Below are 16,798 nucleotides of genomic sequence, written 5' to 3' on the forward strand. Positions count from 1 at the left end.
GCGCCGGGCTCCTGCTGGTCCTGACCGTGGTGAAAGCTCTGCCCAATTCCTCCGTATCGCGCGTTGAGACGCCGTGGCTCGAACCGCGGAGCTCGTGCGCTCCGGCGGATGAGCAACGTTCGGGACGAGATGGGGCACGGGTCTCGGATCCAGGTTCGGACGATCCGCGTGCGAAGATCGCGCGGCGCTTTTTCAGGACCTCGAAGCTACTGCGCCACGCGGACTTTCAACGCGTGTACAAGCAGGGACGCCGCCACTTTGCCGCCCACATGACGGTGTTCTACCTGCGTCGCCAGGACAATGAAGCGAGCGGGCCGCGCGTGGGTTTGACCGTGGGGCGCGTACTCGGCGGCGCGGTCCAGCGCAACCGCATCAAGCGCCGTCTGCGCCAAGCGGTGCGCGACAACCTCGCGTCGCTGGCGCTCCCGGTGGACGTGGTGATTAACCCGAAAAAGTCGGTGCTATCGTCGCAATTCATGGTTCTGAGGGACGAGGTCGCGGACGCCTTCCGCGTACTGGCGGAAAAGGAATCGCGCCGCGCCTGAGATGATTTTGGAAAGGCGCTCGGTACTAGGTACTCGGCACTTAGGTACTCGGCACTACCGACATGAAGCCTGCACTGCTGTTGATAATTCGGCTCTACCAGCGGCTTGTCTCGCCGCTGCTGCCGCCGGCCTGCCGCTATGTGCCAACCTGCTCGGAATACGCCGCCGAAGCGCTCGAAATTCACGGCCCGTGGCAAGGCGCGGTGCGCGCGGCTTGGCGCCTGCTGCGCTGCCATCCTTTTTCTCGCGGCGGCTACGACCCGGTGCCACACACGCATGCCGAACCCGCCGTTAAACGACACGAAGTAGCTTCCGGCCTGACGCCTGGAGCCTAGAGCCTGAAGCCTGAAATGAACGGAAGCACGCAAAACCCGCAGCAAGAACCCGGCATGGAACGCCGGCTGCTGCTCGTCTTCATCCTCACCTTCGCCGTCCTGCTCATTTCGCAGCCGCTGCTGATGAAGTACTTCAAGCCGCCGGCCCAGGAACGGAAGGAGCAGAAGGCTCAACCGGCCGCCACCCAGCCGGTCGCTCCGGCGCAAGCTCCGGCTGTGCCCGCTGCGCCCGTCAAGGCGCAACCCGGCGCCAAGGCCGCAGCCGCCAAGCAGGCCACCGCTGAGCGGGAGACGGTGATCGAAAACGATCTCTACAAGATCGTCTTCACCAACCGCGGCGCGCAGGTCAAGTCTTGGATCCTGAAAAAGTACGACGACGATCAGGGACATCCGCTCGAGCTTGTCCACCAGGTTGCCGCGCAGCAGTCCGGCTATCCGCTCTCGCTCTGGACCTATGACGAAGCGCTGCGCAAGAAGCTAAGCTCGGCGCTCTATGTGGGCAGCGTGTTTCAGTTGGAAATACTGCAAGGAACTAATAGGGGTCAGGAGCTGACGCGTGGCAGTCCGATCAAAGCTCCCGCGACGATCGCTTTCGAGTACTCCGACGCCGACACCACCGTGCGCAAGCGCTTCCGCTTCGACCACTCCTACGTGGTCAAGGTCGAAACCTCGGTCACGCAGAATGGCCAGCCGGTGCGCGCCTATCCCGCGTGGCCGGCCGGCTTCGGCGATCAGACCACGCCCGCCTCGTACGCCAGCGCCACCGTTGATCTTTACAACGGCGAGACCAGTTGGCACGGCGGCGAGAAGGTCGTCCGCGAGCCCATCAAGAAGATCAGCAGCGGCGCCACCATCAACGGCCCCTTCGCCTGGGCCGGCGCTGCCGATCAGTATTTCGGCGCCGTGTTCATGCCCGACGATCCCAAGACCGCAGTGCTGGTCACGCTGCGCAACGCCATCGAAGTTCCCAAGGACCCTGCCAAGCCCGAGGGCGAGAAGATCAAGCAAGAGGTGGTGGGCGCGGCGGTCGGCAATGTCAGCGGCCTCACCTCCGAGCGTCTTTTCGCCGGGCCGAAAAACCTGGACGTGCTGCAGTCGGTCAAGGCCCCCGCGCTTCCGGGGCAGGCGGCCTCCAACCTGGAAGGCATGGTGGACTTCGGCACCTATCTTGGCTTCATCGCCAAACCGCTATTCCTCTGGCTGCGCTGGACCTTCAAACACTTGGTCGGCAACTGGGGATGGTCGATCATCGTCCTGACCGTCATCATCAACATCGTGGTCTTCCCGCTGCGGCTCACCAGCATGAAGTCGGCGCTGAAGATGCAGAAGCTCCAGCCGCAGATCAATGCCATCAAGAACCGCTACAGCCAAAAGACGAAAAATCTTAAGCCGGGTGACCGCGCCGCCAAGATGGAGTTCTCGCAGCAACAGAACCAGGAAATCGCCGCCCTGTTCAAACGCGAGGGCGCCAGCCCCATGGGCGGCTGTATCCCGATGCTCATCCAGTTTCCGTTCCTGGTGGCGTTCTACTCCATGCTGGGCAGCGCTATCGAACTGCGGCACGCGCACTGGTTTTGGCTGCATGACCTTTCCTCGCCCGATCCGGTCCACATCCTGCCGATCCTGATCATCATCACCACGCTGGCCGTGCAGAAGATGACCCCGCAGGCGGGCATGGATCCGGCGCAGCAGAAGGTCATGACCCTCATGATGCCGGTGATGCTCGGCATCATCTCGTGGAACCTGTCGTCGGGATTGTGCCTCTACTGGGTGATGGGCAACCTGGTCTCGATCATCCAGCAGTTCTGGATGAACAACACCAAGTTCGGACAGGAAATGCGCGCCGAAGCCGAAAAGCGTGCTCGCAAGAAGGGCCTGGCGCCAACGAAGACGTAGCCGGTAGTCCGTAGCCCGGCAAACCACACTCCGGACTACCGACTACCACTTACCGCGCAACCCGACTTTCTGGTACAACATTCTCCATGCCGCTCGCGGACAAAGTCGCCTCGGCCAAGAAAGTTGAGGCCTTCCTCCGCGCCACCATCCTCAAGGGCGGCTTCAAGCTCAAGTACCGCATCACGGTCGACCCGCCGCTGCCCGAGGAACGCGACTGGGAGCGTCCTGACATCCTGGTCGAACTCTCCGGCCCCGACAGCGAGCTGCTGCTGGATCGCGGCGGCGAACTGCTGCGCTCGCTCGAGCACCTCGCCATCGAGATACTGCGCCTCGGCCGCGAGGAGCACGACCACGTCAGCTTCGATTGCCGGGGCTTCCGCGCCATGCGCATCCAGGAACTGCGCCTCGCCGCCGACGTTGCCGCCGATCGTGTGCGCAAGTCCGGTGCGCCGTACGAATTCGGTCCCATGACCTCGCGCGAGCGCCGCATCATTCACCTGGCGCTGCGCGATCACGCCGACCTGCGCACCGAGAGCGCGGGGGAAGCCGGCGGCCGCCACGTCGTCCTCTATCCCAAGGACTACAAGGCCCGTCCCGCCAGTGCTCCCCGCTTCAGCCGCCGCCGGTAAGTTTCAGTTCGAGTTTCACGATCAGCGTCTGGCCGCACTCGACTAGCCCCAACCCCCGATGTGGCGCGGGGGCCCTCGTCCCCGCGACCAGCAACTCCCTTGCAAACTTGAGACTGAAACTTGAAACTGAAACTGTGAATTTAGACGACACGATCGTCGCCATTTCTACTCCACCCGGACGCGGCGGCCTTGGCGTGGTTCGCCTAGCCGGACCCGACGCGCGCGCCATCGCCGCGCCCATGCTGCGCCTGAAGTCCGAGCTGGAGCCCAATCGCGCCCTCTTCGGCGAGTTGGTCGAGCCGCAATACGGGGGGGCAGCCGTCCCCGGCTGTCCTGAGCCCGGGACCAAGATAGACGAGGTCGTGGTCACGTTCTTCCAGAAGCCGCACTCCTACACCGCCGACGACATCGTCGAAATCTCGGCCCACGGCTCTCCTGTCGTATTACGACATATGGTCGAGCTCGCGCTCACCCGCGGCGCGCGCCTCGCCGAACCCGGCGAATTCACCATGCGCGCCTTTCTCAATGGCCGGCTGGACCTCACGCAGGCGGAAGCCGTTCGCGACCTGATTGACTCGCAAACTCTCTACCAGGCCCGCGTTGCCGCGCAGCAGCTCGGGGGCGCGCTCTCGCACCGCCTGGCGCCTATCAAGCAAGAATTGGTTGAGCTGATCGCCACCCTGGAAGCGGGCGTGGATTTCGCCGAGGACGACGTCTCCGTTCTTCCCGGCCCGCAGATCCTGGTGCGCATTGACGCCGTCGCCACGCCGCTGCGCGAGCTTTGCCGCTCCTTCGCTTACGGCAAACTGGTGCGCGAAGGCCTGACCCTTGCCATCGTCGGCCGCCCCAACGTCGGCAAGTCGTCGCTGTTCAACCGGTTGGTGGAACGCGAGCGCGCCATCGTCACTGCCGCGCCCGGTACCACGCGCGATCTGGTCACCGAAACCGTCGCCATCGGCGGGATTCCCGTGCACCTGGTGGACACCGCCGGCATTCGCCAGGCACTCGACGAGGCTGAATCCATCGGCATCCGTAAATCGCTGGAGGCCCTCGCCGACGCGGATGTTGTTTTGGTTGTTTTCGATTTGCTCACCTTGGGCGACAGCGATTTCGAACTGGAGGAACGCACTAAGGGCCGGCCGCGAGTCCTGGTGCTGAACAAGGCTGATCTGCACGACGAGGCGCACGGTGTAATGACGAAGACACTGCCACCAGGAGAGGTTGTTTCTGAAGAGGTGATCGAGACCTCCGCTTTGACCGGACAAGGAATCGCCGAGCTGCGGGAGAAAATAATGGAGATCGCCGGCCGCGCCCCCCAGCAGGAGACCGCGTTCCTCACCAACCTCCGCCAGCAGAAGCTGGTCGAGGACTCGCTCACCGCTCTTGCCGCCGCCACCCACGCGGTCGAGAGCAACACCCCGCACGAAATGCTCCTGCTCGACCTCTACGGCGCCCTCCGCCAGCTCGACGAAATCACCGGCGCCACCACCACCGACGACATCCTCAACCTGATCTTCTCCACGTTTTGCATCGGAAAATGAAGATGCATCCAGTCCCATCCTCGCGGGTTCTCATGCTGGTCGCTGGCGGGCGATTTCATCGTCTTCTGCCGGGGCGGGATCAGAGTCCAGCCCTGAAAACCAACCTTGGTCACGCAACCGAAGCCAGCCCTTCCGTATGTGTTCCTCGCGGAAGATCTCGTGTTTCCGACGATTCCAACCCGTAAAACCGCGAACCACGGCTGCAAAATCCCCAGCCGCCTTCGGGTCTTCATTCACGATCCAGTGAATGGTAGCCAACAACTCCAGACCATACGGCGTCTCAAAACCCTCGATCAAATGGCTAACCCTGTCGATTCGCTCAAGGGCCTCTTGATCGTTTTGCAGGAACTCAAACGCAGCCTTCCGAGCGCCCGGCAATAAAGCAATCTCAGCATGACTGCTGCGGTCCCCATAACCTCTGACGTAGTGTCCTTCAATGTTTTGGAGTACATGATGAAGATTCTCGGCATAGGGTCCCAGAAAGTACTTCGTGAATCTTAGCCGCAGGCGTTCACCTGCTGCTTGTAGGAAATACGCTAGCTTCTGCACCTCGAGCATTGTGTGTCTATACCCGACCGAACCGTACCGGTCGAGTAGGGCCAGCAACAGTGCTCTCCCGCGCGTCATTTTGGGTTTGACCGTGGCAACCAGCATTTGTTCCGCTGCAGGTGCACCGTGGGGAGCAAAGAGCAAGATGTCAACAGCTGCAAGCCCCGACAGCTGCCTTTGGATGAGGTGGGAGACCTCCTTCCAGTCCAGACCTCCGCTGCCGCACCCCAAGGGCGGTATAGCTATCGACCGAATTTGCAGCGTCTGGATCACCTCAGCCAGTGCGCTAAGCCCCCCTCGAATGTCGCTCAGGCGCGAAACGCCTCGCCAGTGACGCTTTGTGGGAAAATTGATGATGTACTTCGGACCAACGAACTTTCCGGTTTCTACCACGAACATCTTTCCTGGCTCTACAACTCCTCGCTCGCATGCCTTCTGATACTGGCGGTAGTTGTCAGGAAACGCCTGCCTGAACTGTAGTGCGATGCCCTTGCCCATCACGCCAACGCAGTTTACAGTGTTCACCAGAGCTTCGACGTTCGCTTCAAGCAAATTACCAGTCGTTATACGCAGCATCAGTAATACCACCCTCGACAAACAGTGATGTCAGGCCTGTGGTCAATTGCCTTGCCGTCGAGCAAGGCTTCAATCCTTGCTTTGATCGCGTTGGTCATAACAACGACATCAGACACGAGCGTCCAGGGGAAACTTCCATGCACAAGGAACTCAGCATTCCGGCGTCGTTTGCGGTCGGGGTCCTTTGGCGTGTCATTCCAGTATTGCAGGCGCATTACCTCCCAATCGACTTCGTCCAACTTGTCCAGATCGTCGAAGAAATCTGTTAACGCCATTGTGCCGTGGCCGTTCGTGAAGACAAATTTGCTGTCCCTTCGGGCCACCAATTGAGCATTGGAAACGAGGTAGATGACGTCGGACTGCCCTCCCGCATAGCCCTCGACCCGGCCGTGATGAATCGCGCAGAGCATGGGCGAGAGAGGGGCAAAGTAGAATGGGACGTAATCATGGAGCGTTCCCCTAGGCCCGCACGGCACCTGCGTCCTGCCGCGGCGATCCTGAATGTTCTGATGCGCAATATTCACGTAATCGGTTCCTTCTCGCAGAAGATCACCGCAGCAGCGCAATGCCCCCTCGTCGAGAATTGCGCTGAGATTATCGACATGAGTGATGTGGTACACCATCGTCGGTAATGGCGCAGCCATTTTGTTTTTCGCATCCATACGGAACAATTCATATTATCTCGCCTAAACTGCGTTATCCTCGTGCACTCCTGCACATGCCCTCTCTTATCGGACCTGTGCGGGCCGCTTCCTCACTCCGGCCCCAGATTCCCGAATTGCGATCGATCGCTTCAATTTTCGTGGCCTGTCCCAGTAGGGGTTCTTGCATTTCGGGCACACTTTCGGCTGCTCATTATTTGACCGCGGGAGCCATTCGTGCTCGCAGCGCTCGCAACGGTATCCCGGCAACATGACCCTGGCCATACCGCATAGTCTCAGACTTCGGATATGTTAGGTCAAGTATCATATGAAAAGTATGTTACCATAAAGAGCACACTTAAAATATATTACTTATAGGTAAAAATAAGCGGTACGAAGAGGGTGGCTTTCTAGGATTCTGGGTGGGTCTTTCCGAACCAACACCCGCCAGGCATGACCGCGTAGCGGCGGAGGGGAGACTGCTGCAATTCCGACCCTGCGACACGCCTTTATTTACTTCCTAACTTCTACGGCACAATAATCCTGCTCCCCTCCGCCGCGCCCACTACCGGCTTGTCGGGGAAATTGGCGAACAGGAAATCCAGGAATGCCTTCGATTTCGGCCTTCCCGACGTCTTTCCCAACGCCAGCCGCAGCGAGAACACCAGCGCTTTCAGCACCTCGCTGTCCTTCAGCGTCGAGTAGCCGCGGTTCTGCTCTTCGGTCTTGCGAAACTCCTGCAACATCTTGGAAATTTCGGAAGCGACGGCGTGCTGCAACGGGTTTTGCATCGGCTGCTCGTAGATCAGCCCGGAGCCTACCTGCGTCTCGTAGGTCTTGGCCATGGCGGTGAGCGCCCGGATGACGTCGCGGTCGTACACGCCGCGGTCGCGCCGCGCCGCCTGCGCGATGGCGAAGCTGATTCCGGCAAGCAACGATTCGCGCTCATACACGAACGTCTCCGGCACCTCCACCTGCGGCATCAGCGCCTCGCGGTCCAGCTCCTCCAGGTGTGCCGCGTTCTCGTGCTTGCGCGCCTGCTGCAGGTAGGGGCAGTCGCTGGGGCAATCCAGCGTCACCTCGCGCTCGGTGCCGCAGCAGATGGGGCAGATGCGGTCGTGTACCGCCGGGCAGAAGCGCTTCTCCTTGCGTTCATGACAGATGGCGCAGCTCAACTCAGTGTCCGTCTCTCCGGTGATTTCGCCAATCCGCGGGCAAACTCGTATTATCGCATCCACTCGTCGGGACTTAACCACAGAGGACACGGAGGGGCGGAACCAGGACCATTGCCGATTGCGCCTGGTCCAGCACGATTCGACAATTAGGCGAAGGCGCATTCGCCTTTGTCTTCCTCTGTGCCCTCTGTGGCTGACCCAAAGACCTACTAAAACGCTCGGGTTTGAACCCGCGACGCTCAAAGCGCCCGTTTTTGGCTGGTTTTCCACAGGTTAGTACCGAAAACCCGCGTAAAATCAGGCTGGAACGCTTCTCAATCCCGCGGACGCTGTTGTACCATGTTGGCTATTCGGACTCAAGTTCTTAAGGAGGATGCATGGCTTCTGGCATGACCAAGACTCAACTCGTCCGTCACTTGGCCGAGAAGGTGGACACCAATAACAAGACCGCGGTCGCCTTCCTGGAAACCCTGGCAGACACCGCCGTGAGAGAAACCAAGAAGAACGGCCTATTCATCATCCCGGGCCTCGGCCGCCTGGTGAAATCCAATCGCAAGGCGCGCATGGGCCGCAACCCCCAGACCGGCGAACCCATCAAGATCGCTGCCAAGACGGTGGTCAAGTTCCGCGTCGCCAAGGCCGCCAAAGACGCGATCGCCCCCAAGAAATAGTTCCGTCTTTCTGCTCGGGAAACGAAGGCCGGCCCCGCGCCGGCCTTTTCCCCTTATTCGCAAACGGAAGCAACTGGGTCCGGCCGCGCACAGCTCGCAACGCCATTCCCGTCCTGAAACTGGCGCTCAACTCTGCCGAACACAACCGCGCCGCCCTTGTGCCATCGGCCTACAATGCCTTCGTACTCAGCCGAGGTGACGCCATGAAGGCCAAGGCTGCTCTCGCTCTTCTGATTCTGCTCATCATTCTCTTGTTTCCTGCCCGCGTGACTTCGCAGTGGCCGCCCATGCCGCAGGAACTCGCCGGCGGACGCCCGGGCAGCTTCCGCTTCTCCACCACCGTCCAACTGCAGGCTGACCGCGACGATCTCGCGGACATGCACGCCAGCATCGAGCGCGTGCAGTCCCTCGTGCCCGCGATTTCCGACCCGATCACCCGCCAGGCGCTGCAGACGGAGATCCAGAAATGGCAACTGCACGTTGCCCGTTACGAACAGCGCCTCGCCAGCAGTGCCAGCCCCACCGCCGCCTCCGCCGAAGCTCGGCTCAACGCCATCAAGGGTCGGCGACAGTGCAGCGTCTGCCATGGCGCCATGTCGGAGCCAGGCCAATGATCCGTCGCGTCGCGCTCGAACCGCGGGCTCAGAATTTGCAAATCGATCGTCAACCATCGAAAATGGATTGCGGTCTATCGCCTCGAAACCGCTAAGGAGCCACGGATGTTCGCCAGAAGTCTTGTCTTTGCCGTTGTCCTTTCTGCCGTTACCCTCCACGCCCAATCCACGCCGCCCCAGGCGCCCTTTCCAGGCGGGATGCCGCAGCCCGGCGCCGGCGCCCCTACCGCGCAGCCCATGCCGGCTCCCCAGCAGGAGCGGCTACGCGAGCTGCAGCAGAACTTGATCCAGATGGGTACCCTGCTGGCCAAAATGAGGGCCGACGTCGCCAAGATTAAGGACGCTGACAGTAAACGGATCGCGGAGGAGAACGTTGCATTGTGGGAGAGGCTGCTGATGCACGTCCAGCGCGCCATGGAGCCGGCCATGCGCAACATGCCACCGGGCCCGGGAAGCGGTGCTCGCGGCATGCGGCGTCCGATGGCGCAGCCCACAACCACGCCGCCGGCTGCCACTACACCACCGAAGCAGCCGTGACCAGTTCCAGTTCGGCTCCGGAATGGCCGCGCATCATTCTGGCAGCGTCAACGCTATGGACATACTTCTGAACGACATTGAAACCAGAGTGCTGGGGGCGTTGGTGGAAAAAGAGATTACCACCCCAGACTACTATCCTCTGTCACTCAACGCGCTGATCAATGCCTGCAACCAGAAATCCAGCCGCGATCCGGTGATGGATCTGGAGGAGAACGACGTAAGGTCAGCGTTGGACTCGTTGGGCACCAAGAGATTAGCTGGACCGGTTAGCACGGCGGATTCCCGCGTGACCAAATACGAGCACCGGCTCCAGGAAGTGTTCAACTTCGATCGCCGGGCGATAGCGATTCTCTGCGTGTTGTTCCTGCGCGGGCCGCAGACGCCCGGGGAACTGCGTGGCCGTACGGAGCGCATGTACCGTTTTGAGGAACTCGCCGATGTGCAGTCCACCCTGCAACGCCTCATGCAGCGCGAGCCCCCACTGGTCAAAATGCTTCGCCGGCAGCCGGGTACAAAGGAAGCGCGCTATGGCCACCTGTTCTCGGGCGATTTCGAAGGCGCCGAACCAGCGCCCGCCGGCGATGCGGCATCGCCAAGCTCAGCCGACGGGGAGCGCATGGCGCGTTTGGAAGCGGAGGTCGCGGGGCTTCACCAGAAGGTCGTGGATCTGGAGCAGCAGCTCGCGGATTTTCGCAAACAGTTTGAGTAGCACCCATGCCGCGCTCGCGGATTTTCAACCGCCGCGCGGTACGCTGTAAGTCCCGCCGCATGGGGTGACGGGCGGCACGCTCCGACTCGCGGCGATGCGTTCTGCACCAGAGGCATCGGTTTCCGCAAGAGTAAGGATTTCTCCATCGCTACGGACTGAGCGGCGCAATTGGCGTCTTTTGGCGCTTGACGGTGCGAAAGCTGGAACCCCATGATGCCGCCATTGGGATTAAGAGTGGGGATGGAGTGGGGGGGACGTTTGATGTAAGAGCCGTTTCCTGAAGGCTGCGGTAATGTCGGGAAACGGCGCCCATCCGGAAGCTGTCAAAACACAATTTCCTACTACGGGGGATAACTGTCTCCATGTCCAGCCAAGGTACCAATGGGGCTGCCGTTCGTGTGTTGGTAGCCGACACTACAACGATGGGCAGTCAGCTAATCCTGGAGGCATTGCGCCGGGATGATCGCCTTGAAGTCGTGGGAGTGCTCACGGCTGCTGACGACTCCGCGGCGCTGCCCTCCGACCTCAACCCCCATGTCGCGGTTGTCGGTGTGAGCGCCGACGGCAGTGCGCGGCGTGGCTTTGCTCTGCTGCGGCAGGGACTGGCTCGCTACCCCGGGGTGAAACCGGTTTTTCTTCTCGACTGTTCAACCCCCGAATTAGTGGTCGAGGCTTTTCGGGCGGGTGCTCGTGGTGTGGTCTGCCGTGACGACAGCCCCGATGTCCTGCGCAACTGTGTGTACGCCGTGCACGCGGGCCAGATTTGGGCCGATAGCGCCCAGTTGGGCTTCGTGCTCGATGCCTTCTCGCGCCGATGGGTGCCCCAAACTATCGTGGACAGCAAAGGCCGCCCCTTGCTTTCCAAGCGCGAGTTAGACGTGGTCCGGTGCGTCTCCGAGGGCATGACGAACCGGGAGATCGCGGCCCGCTTGTCGCTCAGCGAGCACACTGTCAAGAACTACATTTTTCGCATTTTTGACAAGCTGGGAGTGTCCAGCCGCGCCGAGCTGATCCTGTATGCCATGCGTCCCGAGGGCGGCACACAAGAGTCGACGTTTGCCCTATCGGCGGCATCGTCCGTCGCTGTGGCTTGAGCCACCCGAGCCTGTTCTGAAGCGAAGTCGAAGCGGAGGAATTTCCTTCAACAGGCCACCTGCCCACGGATCACTTGGCCCTTCTTTACCGTTGTGAAGCCGCCGACGCGACCTCGCCAACCGGGTGCGCGATCACCTTGCCCTTGTCATTTTCGTCCAGGAATACCAGGGACGTATGCGGTTCGTGCGTGAACGCCACCAGCCAGTCGTCCCGCAGCGCCTCGGCGTAAAACCTCTTCCGATTCTCAATCACCTCCAGCGGGAACAGGTCATAGCCCATTCCCCAGACCACGTCGAGGTGTGAAAGCATGGGAATCAGGTCGGAGATGTAGCACGCCGTCTTGCCGCCGCTGCGCACCAGCACCGCTTGCATATGGCGCGTGTGCCCGGGGTAAATCCTGACCGAAATCCCGGGCACGATCTCGCTATCGCCGCGCAGCGGGGTCATCTGCCCGCCGGCGATCAGCGGGTCATAGTTTTCCGTGATGTAGCTCACACGGTCGCGCTCGAGCTGCTGGCGACCGTGCTCCACCTCGCCCGCCTGCACGTAATAGCGCGCGTTGGGAAAGGTTGGTTTCACCTGGCCGTTCTCGATATAGGTGTTCCAGCCACAATGGTCGAAGTGCAGGTGGGTGTTGATGACCACGTCAATCTCGGCCGGATCCACGCCCCCGGCACGCAGGTTGTCGGGAAGCTGCGGCGTGTACTGGTAGATGTTGCGGCGTTTTTCCGACAGCTTCGGCCCGATGCCGGTGTCCACCAGCACGGTGTGCTTGTCGTCGCGGATCAGCAGCGAATTGCAGGCGAGCACAATCCGGTTGAACTCGTCGGCGCGAGCCTTCTTCTCCCACATCACCTTCGGCACCACGCCGAACATAGCGCCGCCGTCGGCCAAGTACGTCCCGTCGGTGAAGACCGAGAGTTCGAAATTCTTTAGCGTGTAGCGCGTGTTCATGGTTGAGGTCCCATCAGGTACTGCTCGAACTGTTGTTGGATGCGGTGAAAGAGGTGAGTGCGGTCGGCCTTACCGCTGATGCCATGCGTCTTGCCCGGATAGAGTTGGAGGTCGAACTGCTTGCCCGCGTTGATCAGGGAGCGCATCATCTGCATGGTGTTCTGCAAGTGGACATTGTCATCGCTGGTGCCGTGCACCTCCAGCAGCTTGCCATGGAGAGCTTGCGCGGCGTTGACCGGCGAACTGTCGGCGTAGCCTGTTGCATTGTCCTTGGGCAGCCCCATGTAGCGCTCGGTGTAGATGGAATCGTAGTCGCGCCAGTCCGTCACCGGCGCCACCGACACGCCCGCCTTTACTCGGTCGCTGTGCGTCATGGCATAAAGCGTCATGTAGCCGCCGTAACTCCAGCCCCACCAACCGACGCGGTTGGCGTCGAGTGCCGGAAACTGCTTCAGTACCTGGTCAAGGGCGGCCAGTTGGTCCTGCAACTCGACCTGGCCTAAATGATGCAGGATGGGCGTGGCGAAGGCGCGCCCGCGATTGGCCATGCCGCGATTATCCACCTGGAGGATGGCAAAACCGTGTCGTGCCAGGATGTTGTGAAACAGGAAAGTGACGCCGCCCCAGGAGTCGCGGACTACCTGCCCGCCGGGTCCGCCGTAAGGATTCAGGATCACCGGAATCTTCGCTGCCCCGGCTTGCTCGGCGCCCGGAGGAAGCAACAAGTAAGCGTAGAGCGTGGTCTGGCCGTCGGCGGCCTTCAGTTCCAGCGCGCGCGGCGCGATCAGGTTGTAGTCTGAAACCGCTCGCGCTTCCCAAAACGTGCTGCACGTCCCCGCAACCTTGCACAGCGCCAGCCGCGGCGGCGACAACAGCGCCGAATAGCTATCAATGAAGAATTGCCCGTTGCCGGCAAAGTTGGCGTTGTGCACGCCGGGCGTCTGCGTGATCTTCTGCATCTCGCCGCCGCCCAGCTTCACCGCGTAGACCTGCTCCTGCCGCGGGTCCCCGGCGTTGGCGGTGAGGTACACCGTGCCGGCAGCCTCATCCACCCCTTGGACGCCGCTGACCTCAAACTCGCCCTTGGTGAGCTGTTGTTCCAGCTTGGCGTCCGCCGCCAGCGGGTTGTATTTGTCGAAACTGTAGAGATAAAGGTGCATGTGACCGTCTCGCCAGCTCGGCCACAGAAAGCGGTCGCCCGACTTCAGCCACGTGATGTGGAAGCGCTCGTCGTCCAGGTACGCGTTGGGCTCGCTCTCGCTGAGCACCAGGCGCGAGCGCCCGCCGAAGGCGTCGGCGAAATAGAGGTCCATCCTGGTGTGCAGCCGGTTGATGACCGTCACGTACACCGCGCCGTTGCGCAGCCACCCAAACCGCGGCTTGTACACGTCCTTGTCATTTGGGTCGCCGACGCTAATCCAGCGCACCTTGCCGCCATCCGCCGCAACCACGCCGACGCGCACCTCCGGATTAGGATCGCCGGCTTTGGGGTACTTCAGTTCGTTGACCTTGGGGTGCGTCGGCATCCAGTCAACCAGCGGATAGGTCGGCAACTGCTTCTCATTCATCTGCAGAAAAACGAAGTGCTTGCTGTCGGGAGACCAGAAATAATTGCTCCGTACGCCGAGCTCTTCCTCGTACACCCAATCCACTTCGCCGTTCAGCAGGTTTTCGTTGCCGTCGCGCGTGACCTGTTTTTCCTCGCCTTCGCTTACCGGACGCACCCACAAGTCGTGCTTGCGGACATAGGCAATGTGTTTGCCGTCGGGCGAAAATTTGGGGTCGGTGCTGGCATCGGGGGCGGCGGTGAGCTGCACCGCGGTGCCGGTGTCGAGCGAGTAGTACCAAAGCTGGCCGCGGCTGTCGAACAGCAGGTGCTTGGAATCGGGCGCCCATTGGTAGGCGGCGACCGAGTAGCGCTGCGCCCGCTCGCGCTGCTCGGCCGTCATGCGGCTGTCGGGTGGAAACAGCGATTGCAGCTTGCTTTCCGCCACCAGCACCGCCTTGTGGCCGCTGGCCACGTCAATGTACCAGAGCTGCCCGTGCTCGCCGGAATCGTCGCGCTGCACGAACGATATCTTCGTGTTGTCCGGACTCCACTTGATCGTTTCCGGCCCGCGGCCGGTGATGCCGCCTTCGGCAAAGATGGACTCAATCGTCAGTTTCCCCGGCCCGGCGGACGCAGCCAACTGTTGTGCGGAAACTGGCACGCAGAGCAGAAGTATCGCGAGCAAACGAAGCATTAGGGCTCCTCTTGGCTTGGTGATGACAAAGCGAAAAATTCTACAACACGTGCCTTGCCACGCGCGCCTCGTTGCGAAAAGTGGCAGGTGTTCCTGATTTGGAATGGCATCGCCCTATTCAATGAACAGAACGGCAAATTAGGACACTTCCAGAAGGTACAATGCTCCGCGGGGTCCCAGGTTGTTGCTGGCGGCGCACCCGCAGGCCGCCCGCCGAGGATAACCGTATGCCAGTTCCGCGAGTCTGTGTCCTCATGGTTTTCGCGATGATGGTGGCGGCGCAGCAGCGCGGCCCCCAGCGGGACCAGGCGCCGACCTTTGCCGCGCAAACCAACCTCGTGGTTGTGCCGGTGGTGGTGCTCGACCACGGCCATCCCGTTTCCCATCTCAGGCGCGACGACTTCCAAATCCAGGAGAACGGAAGAGGGCAGAAGGTCGCTGCCTTCGAAGAAGTGGTTGCGCAAGCAGCGCCGGTACAGCGTGTGGCGCCACCGCCGAACACCTTCAGCAATCAGGTGATGGAGCACACGCCCCGCAAGATGGAGATCATCGCCTTGGACCTGCTGAACACGCCATTCGACGACCGGGTTAAGGCGCGCCGCGGCATCCTCGATTTTCTCTCCAAGGCGGTGGACAAGAACGCGCTGGTCGCGGTGCTCACCATGGGCCGCGGGGGCGCCCGGATTGTTCACGATTTTACCAGCGACACCGCCGTCCTGACAGCGGCCATCGGCCAACTGCAGGGCGAGCTGTCGGTCGCGGACACGCGGACTTCGCACGTGGACGACGAAGGGGTGTTGTTGGCCAAGCTCTTCGAGAGGGATTCCTCGCGCAGCAATCTGTCCACCGATCCTTCCCATGCGACCTTGGCGGACGACACCGACTTGACCAGCTTCGCCGTGGATGCGCAAACCGCGCAGGCCAAGGTCGATATCGGCAGGCAGAACGATGCCGCCCTGGCGACGTTGCTGAATTTCCAGCAAGTGGCACACTACTTTTCCGCCGTGCAGGGGCGTAAGGCGCTGATCTGGGCTTCGACCGGATTTCCCGCCAGCTTCGCCAACGTCACTGGGGCCGCCAGCCGCGGTCCCACGCCGGACGATTGGCAGCGCACCATGCGCCTGTTGCAGGACGCCAACATTACCATCTATCCGATTGACGTGACCGGACTGGCAACCAACGTTACCGCAAATTACAAGGACTATGTGCCGCCGGTCGCCGAGGGGCCACCGACTACCGGCACGGTGCCGGAGAAGAGCCGGACCCTGGAGGCGGTTGCGGCCGGCGTTTACAGCGATCCAGTGGTGGCCAAGCACGCCGCCATGCTGAAGATCGCGGAAATGACCGGTGGCGAAGCCTTTTACAACCGCAATGATGTGAGTGGGCTGCTCGCCCGTGCTGACCAGGACGAGACACAGTTTTACCTCGTCAGCTACTACAGCAACGACTCTAGCACCCTGGGTTGGCGCAAGATCGCGGTCAAGGTACGGCGCAAAGGCGTCCAGATCCGACACCGTTCCGGGTACTACTTCGATCTGACGCTGCGCGACCCCGAGGAAGCCCAACTCCTCGACGAGCGCATGGCACTGGATTCCCCGCTTGCTTTCACGGGCCTGCCCCTCACCGCGACTTGGGTAAGAACTGAGCGCGAGAAGGGCACGAGGAAGGTGTTTTTCTCCCTCTTCGTGCCACCCGGGAAAACGCAGGTCGACACCAGCAAGGGCGACCGCATCAGCATGGATTTCCTTGCCGTCGTCCGCACCATGGACGGAAAAGAGGTGGCGAGCATCGGCCAGGGCCTCAGCCAGGGCGTCGATCCGGAGGCGGTGACCAGGATCGACTCGGGAGGCGTAACCTACCTCAATTACATTCGCTTGCTTCCTGGTGAGTACACGGCAAAGTTCGTCGTCCGCGACAACTTTACGGCACGGATAGGCAGCCTCACCGCCCCTCTCAAGGTGGACTGAGCGACTGACTGGCGCGGTATTTCGAACAGGGCGAGGAAGATGCCCTGCAGTACGCGTTTCCTCCCCATTCCTCGTGTTCGCAACCAAACTTGCACCGCGCGGCGTGCTACAATTTTCAACA

General features: G+C 61.3%; 16 protein-coding genes. 11 read left to right on the top strand and 5 right to left on the bottom strand.

Features of this window, described 5'->3' with window-relative positions; translation table 11 throughout:
* Nucleotides 1-176: 176 nt before the first annotated feature.
* The 5 genes from rnpA to mnmE all read left to right on the top strand — a co-directional run bounded on the left by rnpA (nt 177) and on the right by mnmE (nt 4,946).
* Nucleotides 177-545: a ribonuclease P protein component gene (gene rnpA / locus LAN64_04875; GenBank protein ID MBZ5567169.1), complete on the top strand. Its 369-nt coding sequence runs from the start codon at nt 177-179 to the stop codon at nt 543-545.
* 62 nt (nt 546-607) lie between these two features.
* Nucleotides 608-880, top strand: coding sequence for a membrane protein insertion efficiency factor YidD (yidD, locus tag LAN64_04880; GenBank protein ID MBZ5567170.1), 273 nt, complete (start codon nt 608-610; stop codon nt 878-880).
* 15 nt (nt 881-895) lie between these two features.
* Nucleotides 896-2,776 (top strand): membrane protein insertase YidC, encoded by a 1,881-nt coding sequence (yidC, locus tag LAN64_04885; protein ID MBZ5567171.1) that lies wholly within the window; start codon nt 896-898, stop codon nt 2,774-2,776.
* An 86-nt stretch (nt 2,777-2,862) separates the two neighbouring features.
* On the top strand, nt 2,863-3,405 hold the full coding sequence (locus tag LAN64_04890) for a single-stranded DNA-binding protein (protein MBZ5567172.1): 543 nt from the start codon (nt 2,863-2,865) through the stop codon (nt 3,403-3,405).
* A 134-nt stretch (nt 3,406-3,539) separates the two neighbouring features.
* Complete coding sequence (gene mnmE / locus LAN64_04895) at nt 3,540-4,946, top strand: tRNA uridine-5-carboxymethylaminomethyl(34) synthesis GTPase MnmE (GenBank protein MBZ5567173.1); 1,407 nt, start codon at nt 3,540-3,542, stop codon at nt 4,944-4,946.
* Between the two features lie 30 nt (nt 4,947-4,976).
* Here mnmE and LAN64_04900 read toward each other — a convergent pair whose 3' ends face one another.
* The 3 genes from LAN64_04900 to LAN64_04910 form a co-directional block, all read right to left on the bottom strand.
* Nucleotides 4,977-6,071: a macro domain-containing protein gene (locus tag LAN64_04900; GenBank protein MBZ5567174.1), complete on the bottom strand. Its 1,095-nt coding sequence runs from the start codon at nt 6,069-6,071 to the stop codon at nt 4,977-4,979.
* Nucleotides 6,071-6,715, bottom strand: coding sequence for a DUF4433 domain-containing protein (locus tag LAN64_04905; GenBank protein MBZ5567175.1), 645 nt, complete (start codon nt 6,713-6,715; stop codon nt 6,071-6,073). Before LAN64_04905 ends, LAN64_04900 begins: the two co-directional genes overlap by 1 nt.
* A gap of 524 nt (nt 6,716-7,239) precedes the next feature.
* The gene (locus tag LAN64_04910) at nt 7,240-7,887 is read right to left on the bottom strand and encodes a hypothetical protein (protein ID MBZ5567176.1); all 648 of its coding nucleotides are present in this window, start codon (nt 7,885-7,887) and stop codon (nt 7,240-7,242) included.
* Between the two features lie 377 nt (nt 7,888-8,264).
* On the opposite strand from LAN64_04910, the gene LAN64_04915 reads away from it, so the two are divergent.
* The 5 genes from LAN64_04915 to LAN64_04935 all read left to right on the top strand — a co-directional run bounded on the left by LAN64_04915 (nt 8,265) and on the right by LAN64_04935 (nt 11,512).
* Nucleotides 8,265-8,558, top strand: a complete 294-nt coding sequence (locus LAN64_04915) for an HU family DNA-binding protein (GenBank protein MBZ5567177.1) — start codon at nt 8,265-8,267, stop codon at nt 8,556-8,558.
* Nucleotides 8,559-8,761: 203 nt separating this feature from the next.
* Nucleotides 8,762-9,172 (top strand): hypothetical protein, encoded by a 411-nt coding sequence (locus tag LAN64_04920; GenBank protein MBZ5567178.1) that lies wholly within the window; start codon nt 8,762-8,764, stop codon nt 9,170-9,172.
* 105 nt (nt 9,173-9,277) lie between these two features.
* Nucleotides 9,278-9,709 carry a hypothetical protein gene (locus LAN64_04925; GenBank protein MBZ5567179.1) on the top strand — a complete coding sequence of 144 codons (432 nt, stop codon included), beginning with the start codon at nt 9,278-9,280 and terminating at the stop codon, nt 9,707-9,709.
* Nucleotides 9,710-9,764: 55 nt separating this feature from the next.
* Nucleotides 9,765-10,418, top strand: a complete 654-nt coding sequence (locus tag LAN64_04930; protein MBZ5567180.1) for a YceH family protein — start codon at nt 9,765-9,767, stop codon at nt 10,416-10,418.
* A gap of 362 nt (nt 10,419-10,780) precedes the next feature.
* Nucleotides 10,781-11,512, top strand: coding sequence for a response regulator transcription factor (locus tag LAN64_04935; GenBank protein MBZ5567181.1), 732 nt, complete (start codon nt 10,781-10,783; stop codon nt 11,510-11,512).
* An 85-nt stretch (nt 11,513-11,597) separates the two neighbouring features.
* Here the strand turns inward: LAN64_04935 and LAN64_04940 are convergent, their stop codons facing one another.
* Complete coding sequence (locus LAN64_04940; protein ID MBZ5567182.1) at nt 11,598-12,467, bottom strand: MBL fold metallo-hydrolase; 870 nt, start codon at nt 12,465-12,467, stop codon at nt 11,598-11,600.
* Nucleotides 12,464-14,710 carry an alpha/beta fold hydrolase gene (locus LAN64_04945; GenBank protein MBZ5567183.1) on the bottom strand — a complete coding sequence of 749 codons (2,247 nt, stop codon included), beginning with the start codon at nt 14,708-14,710 and terminating at the stop codon, nt 12,464-12,466. Before LAN64_04945 ends, LAN64_04940 begins: the two co-directional genes overlap by 4 nt.
* Nucleotides 14,711-14,937: 227 nt before the next feature.
* On the opposite strand from LAN64_04945, the gene LAN64_04950 reads away from it, so the two are divergent.
* Nucleotides 14,938-16,677 carry a VWA domain-containing protein gene (locus LAN64_04950; protein ID MBZ5567184.1) on the top strand — a complete coding sequence of 580 codons (1,740 nt, stop codon included), beginning with the start codon at nt 14,938-14,940 and terminating at the stop codon, nt 16,675-16,677.
* Nucleotides 16,678-16,798 lie beyond the last annotated feature (121 nt).

It is taken from the genome of Terriglobia bacterium (assembly GCA_020073185.1).
Classification (GTDB): Bacteria; Acidobacteriota; Terriglobia; order Terriglobales; family Acidobacteriaceae; genus JAIQGF01.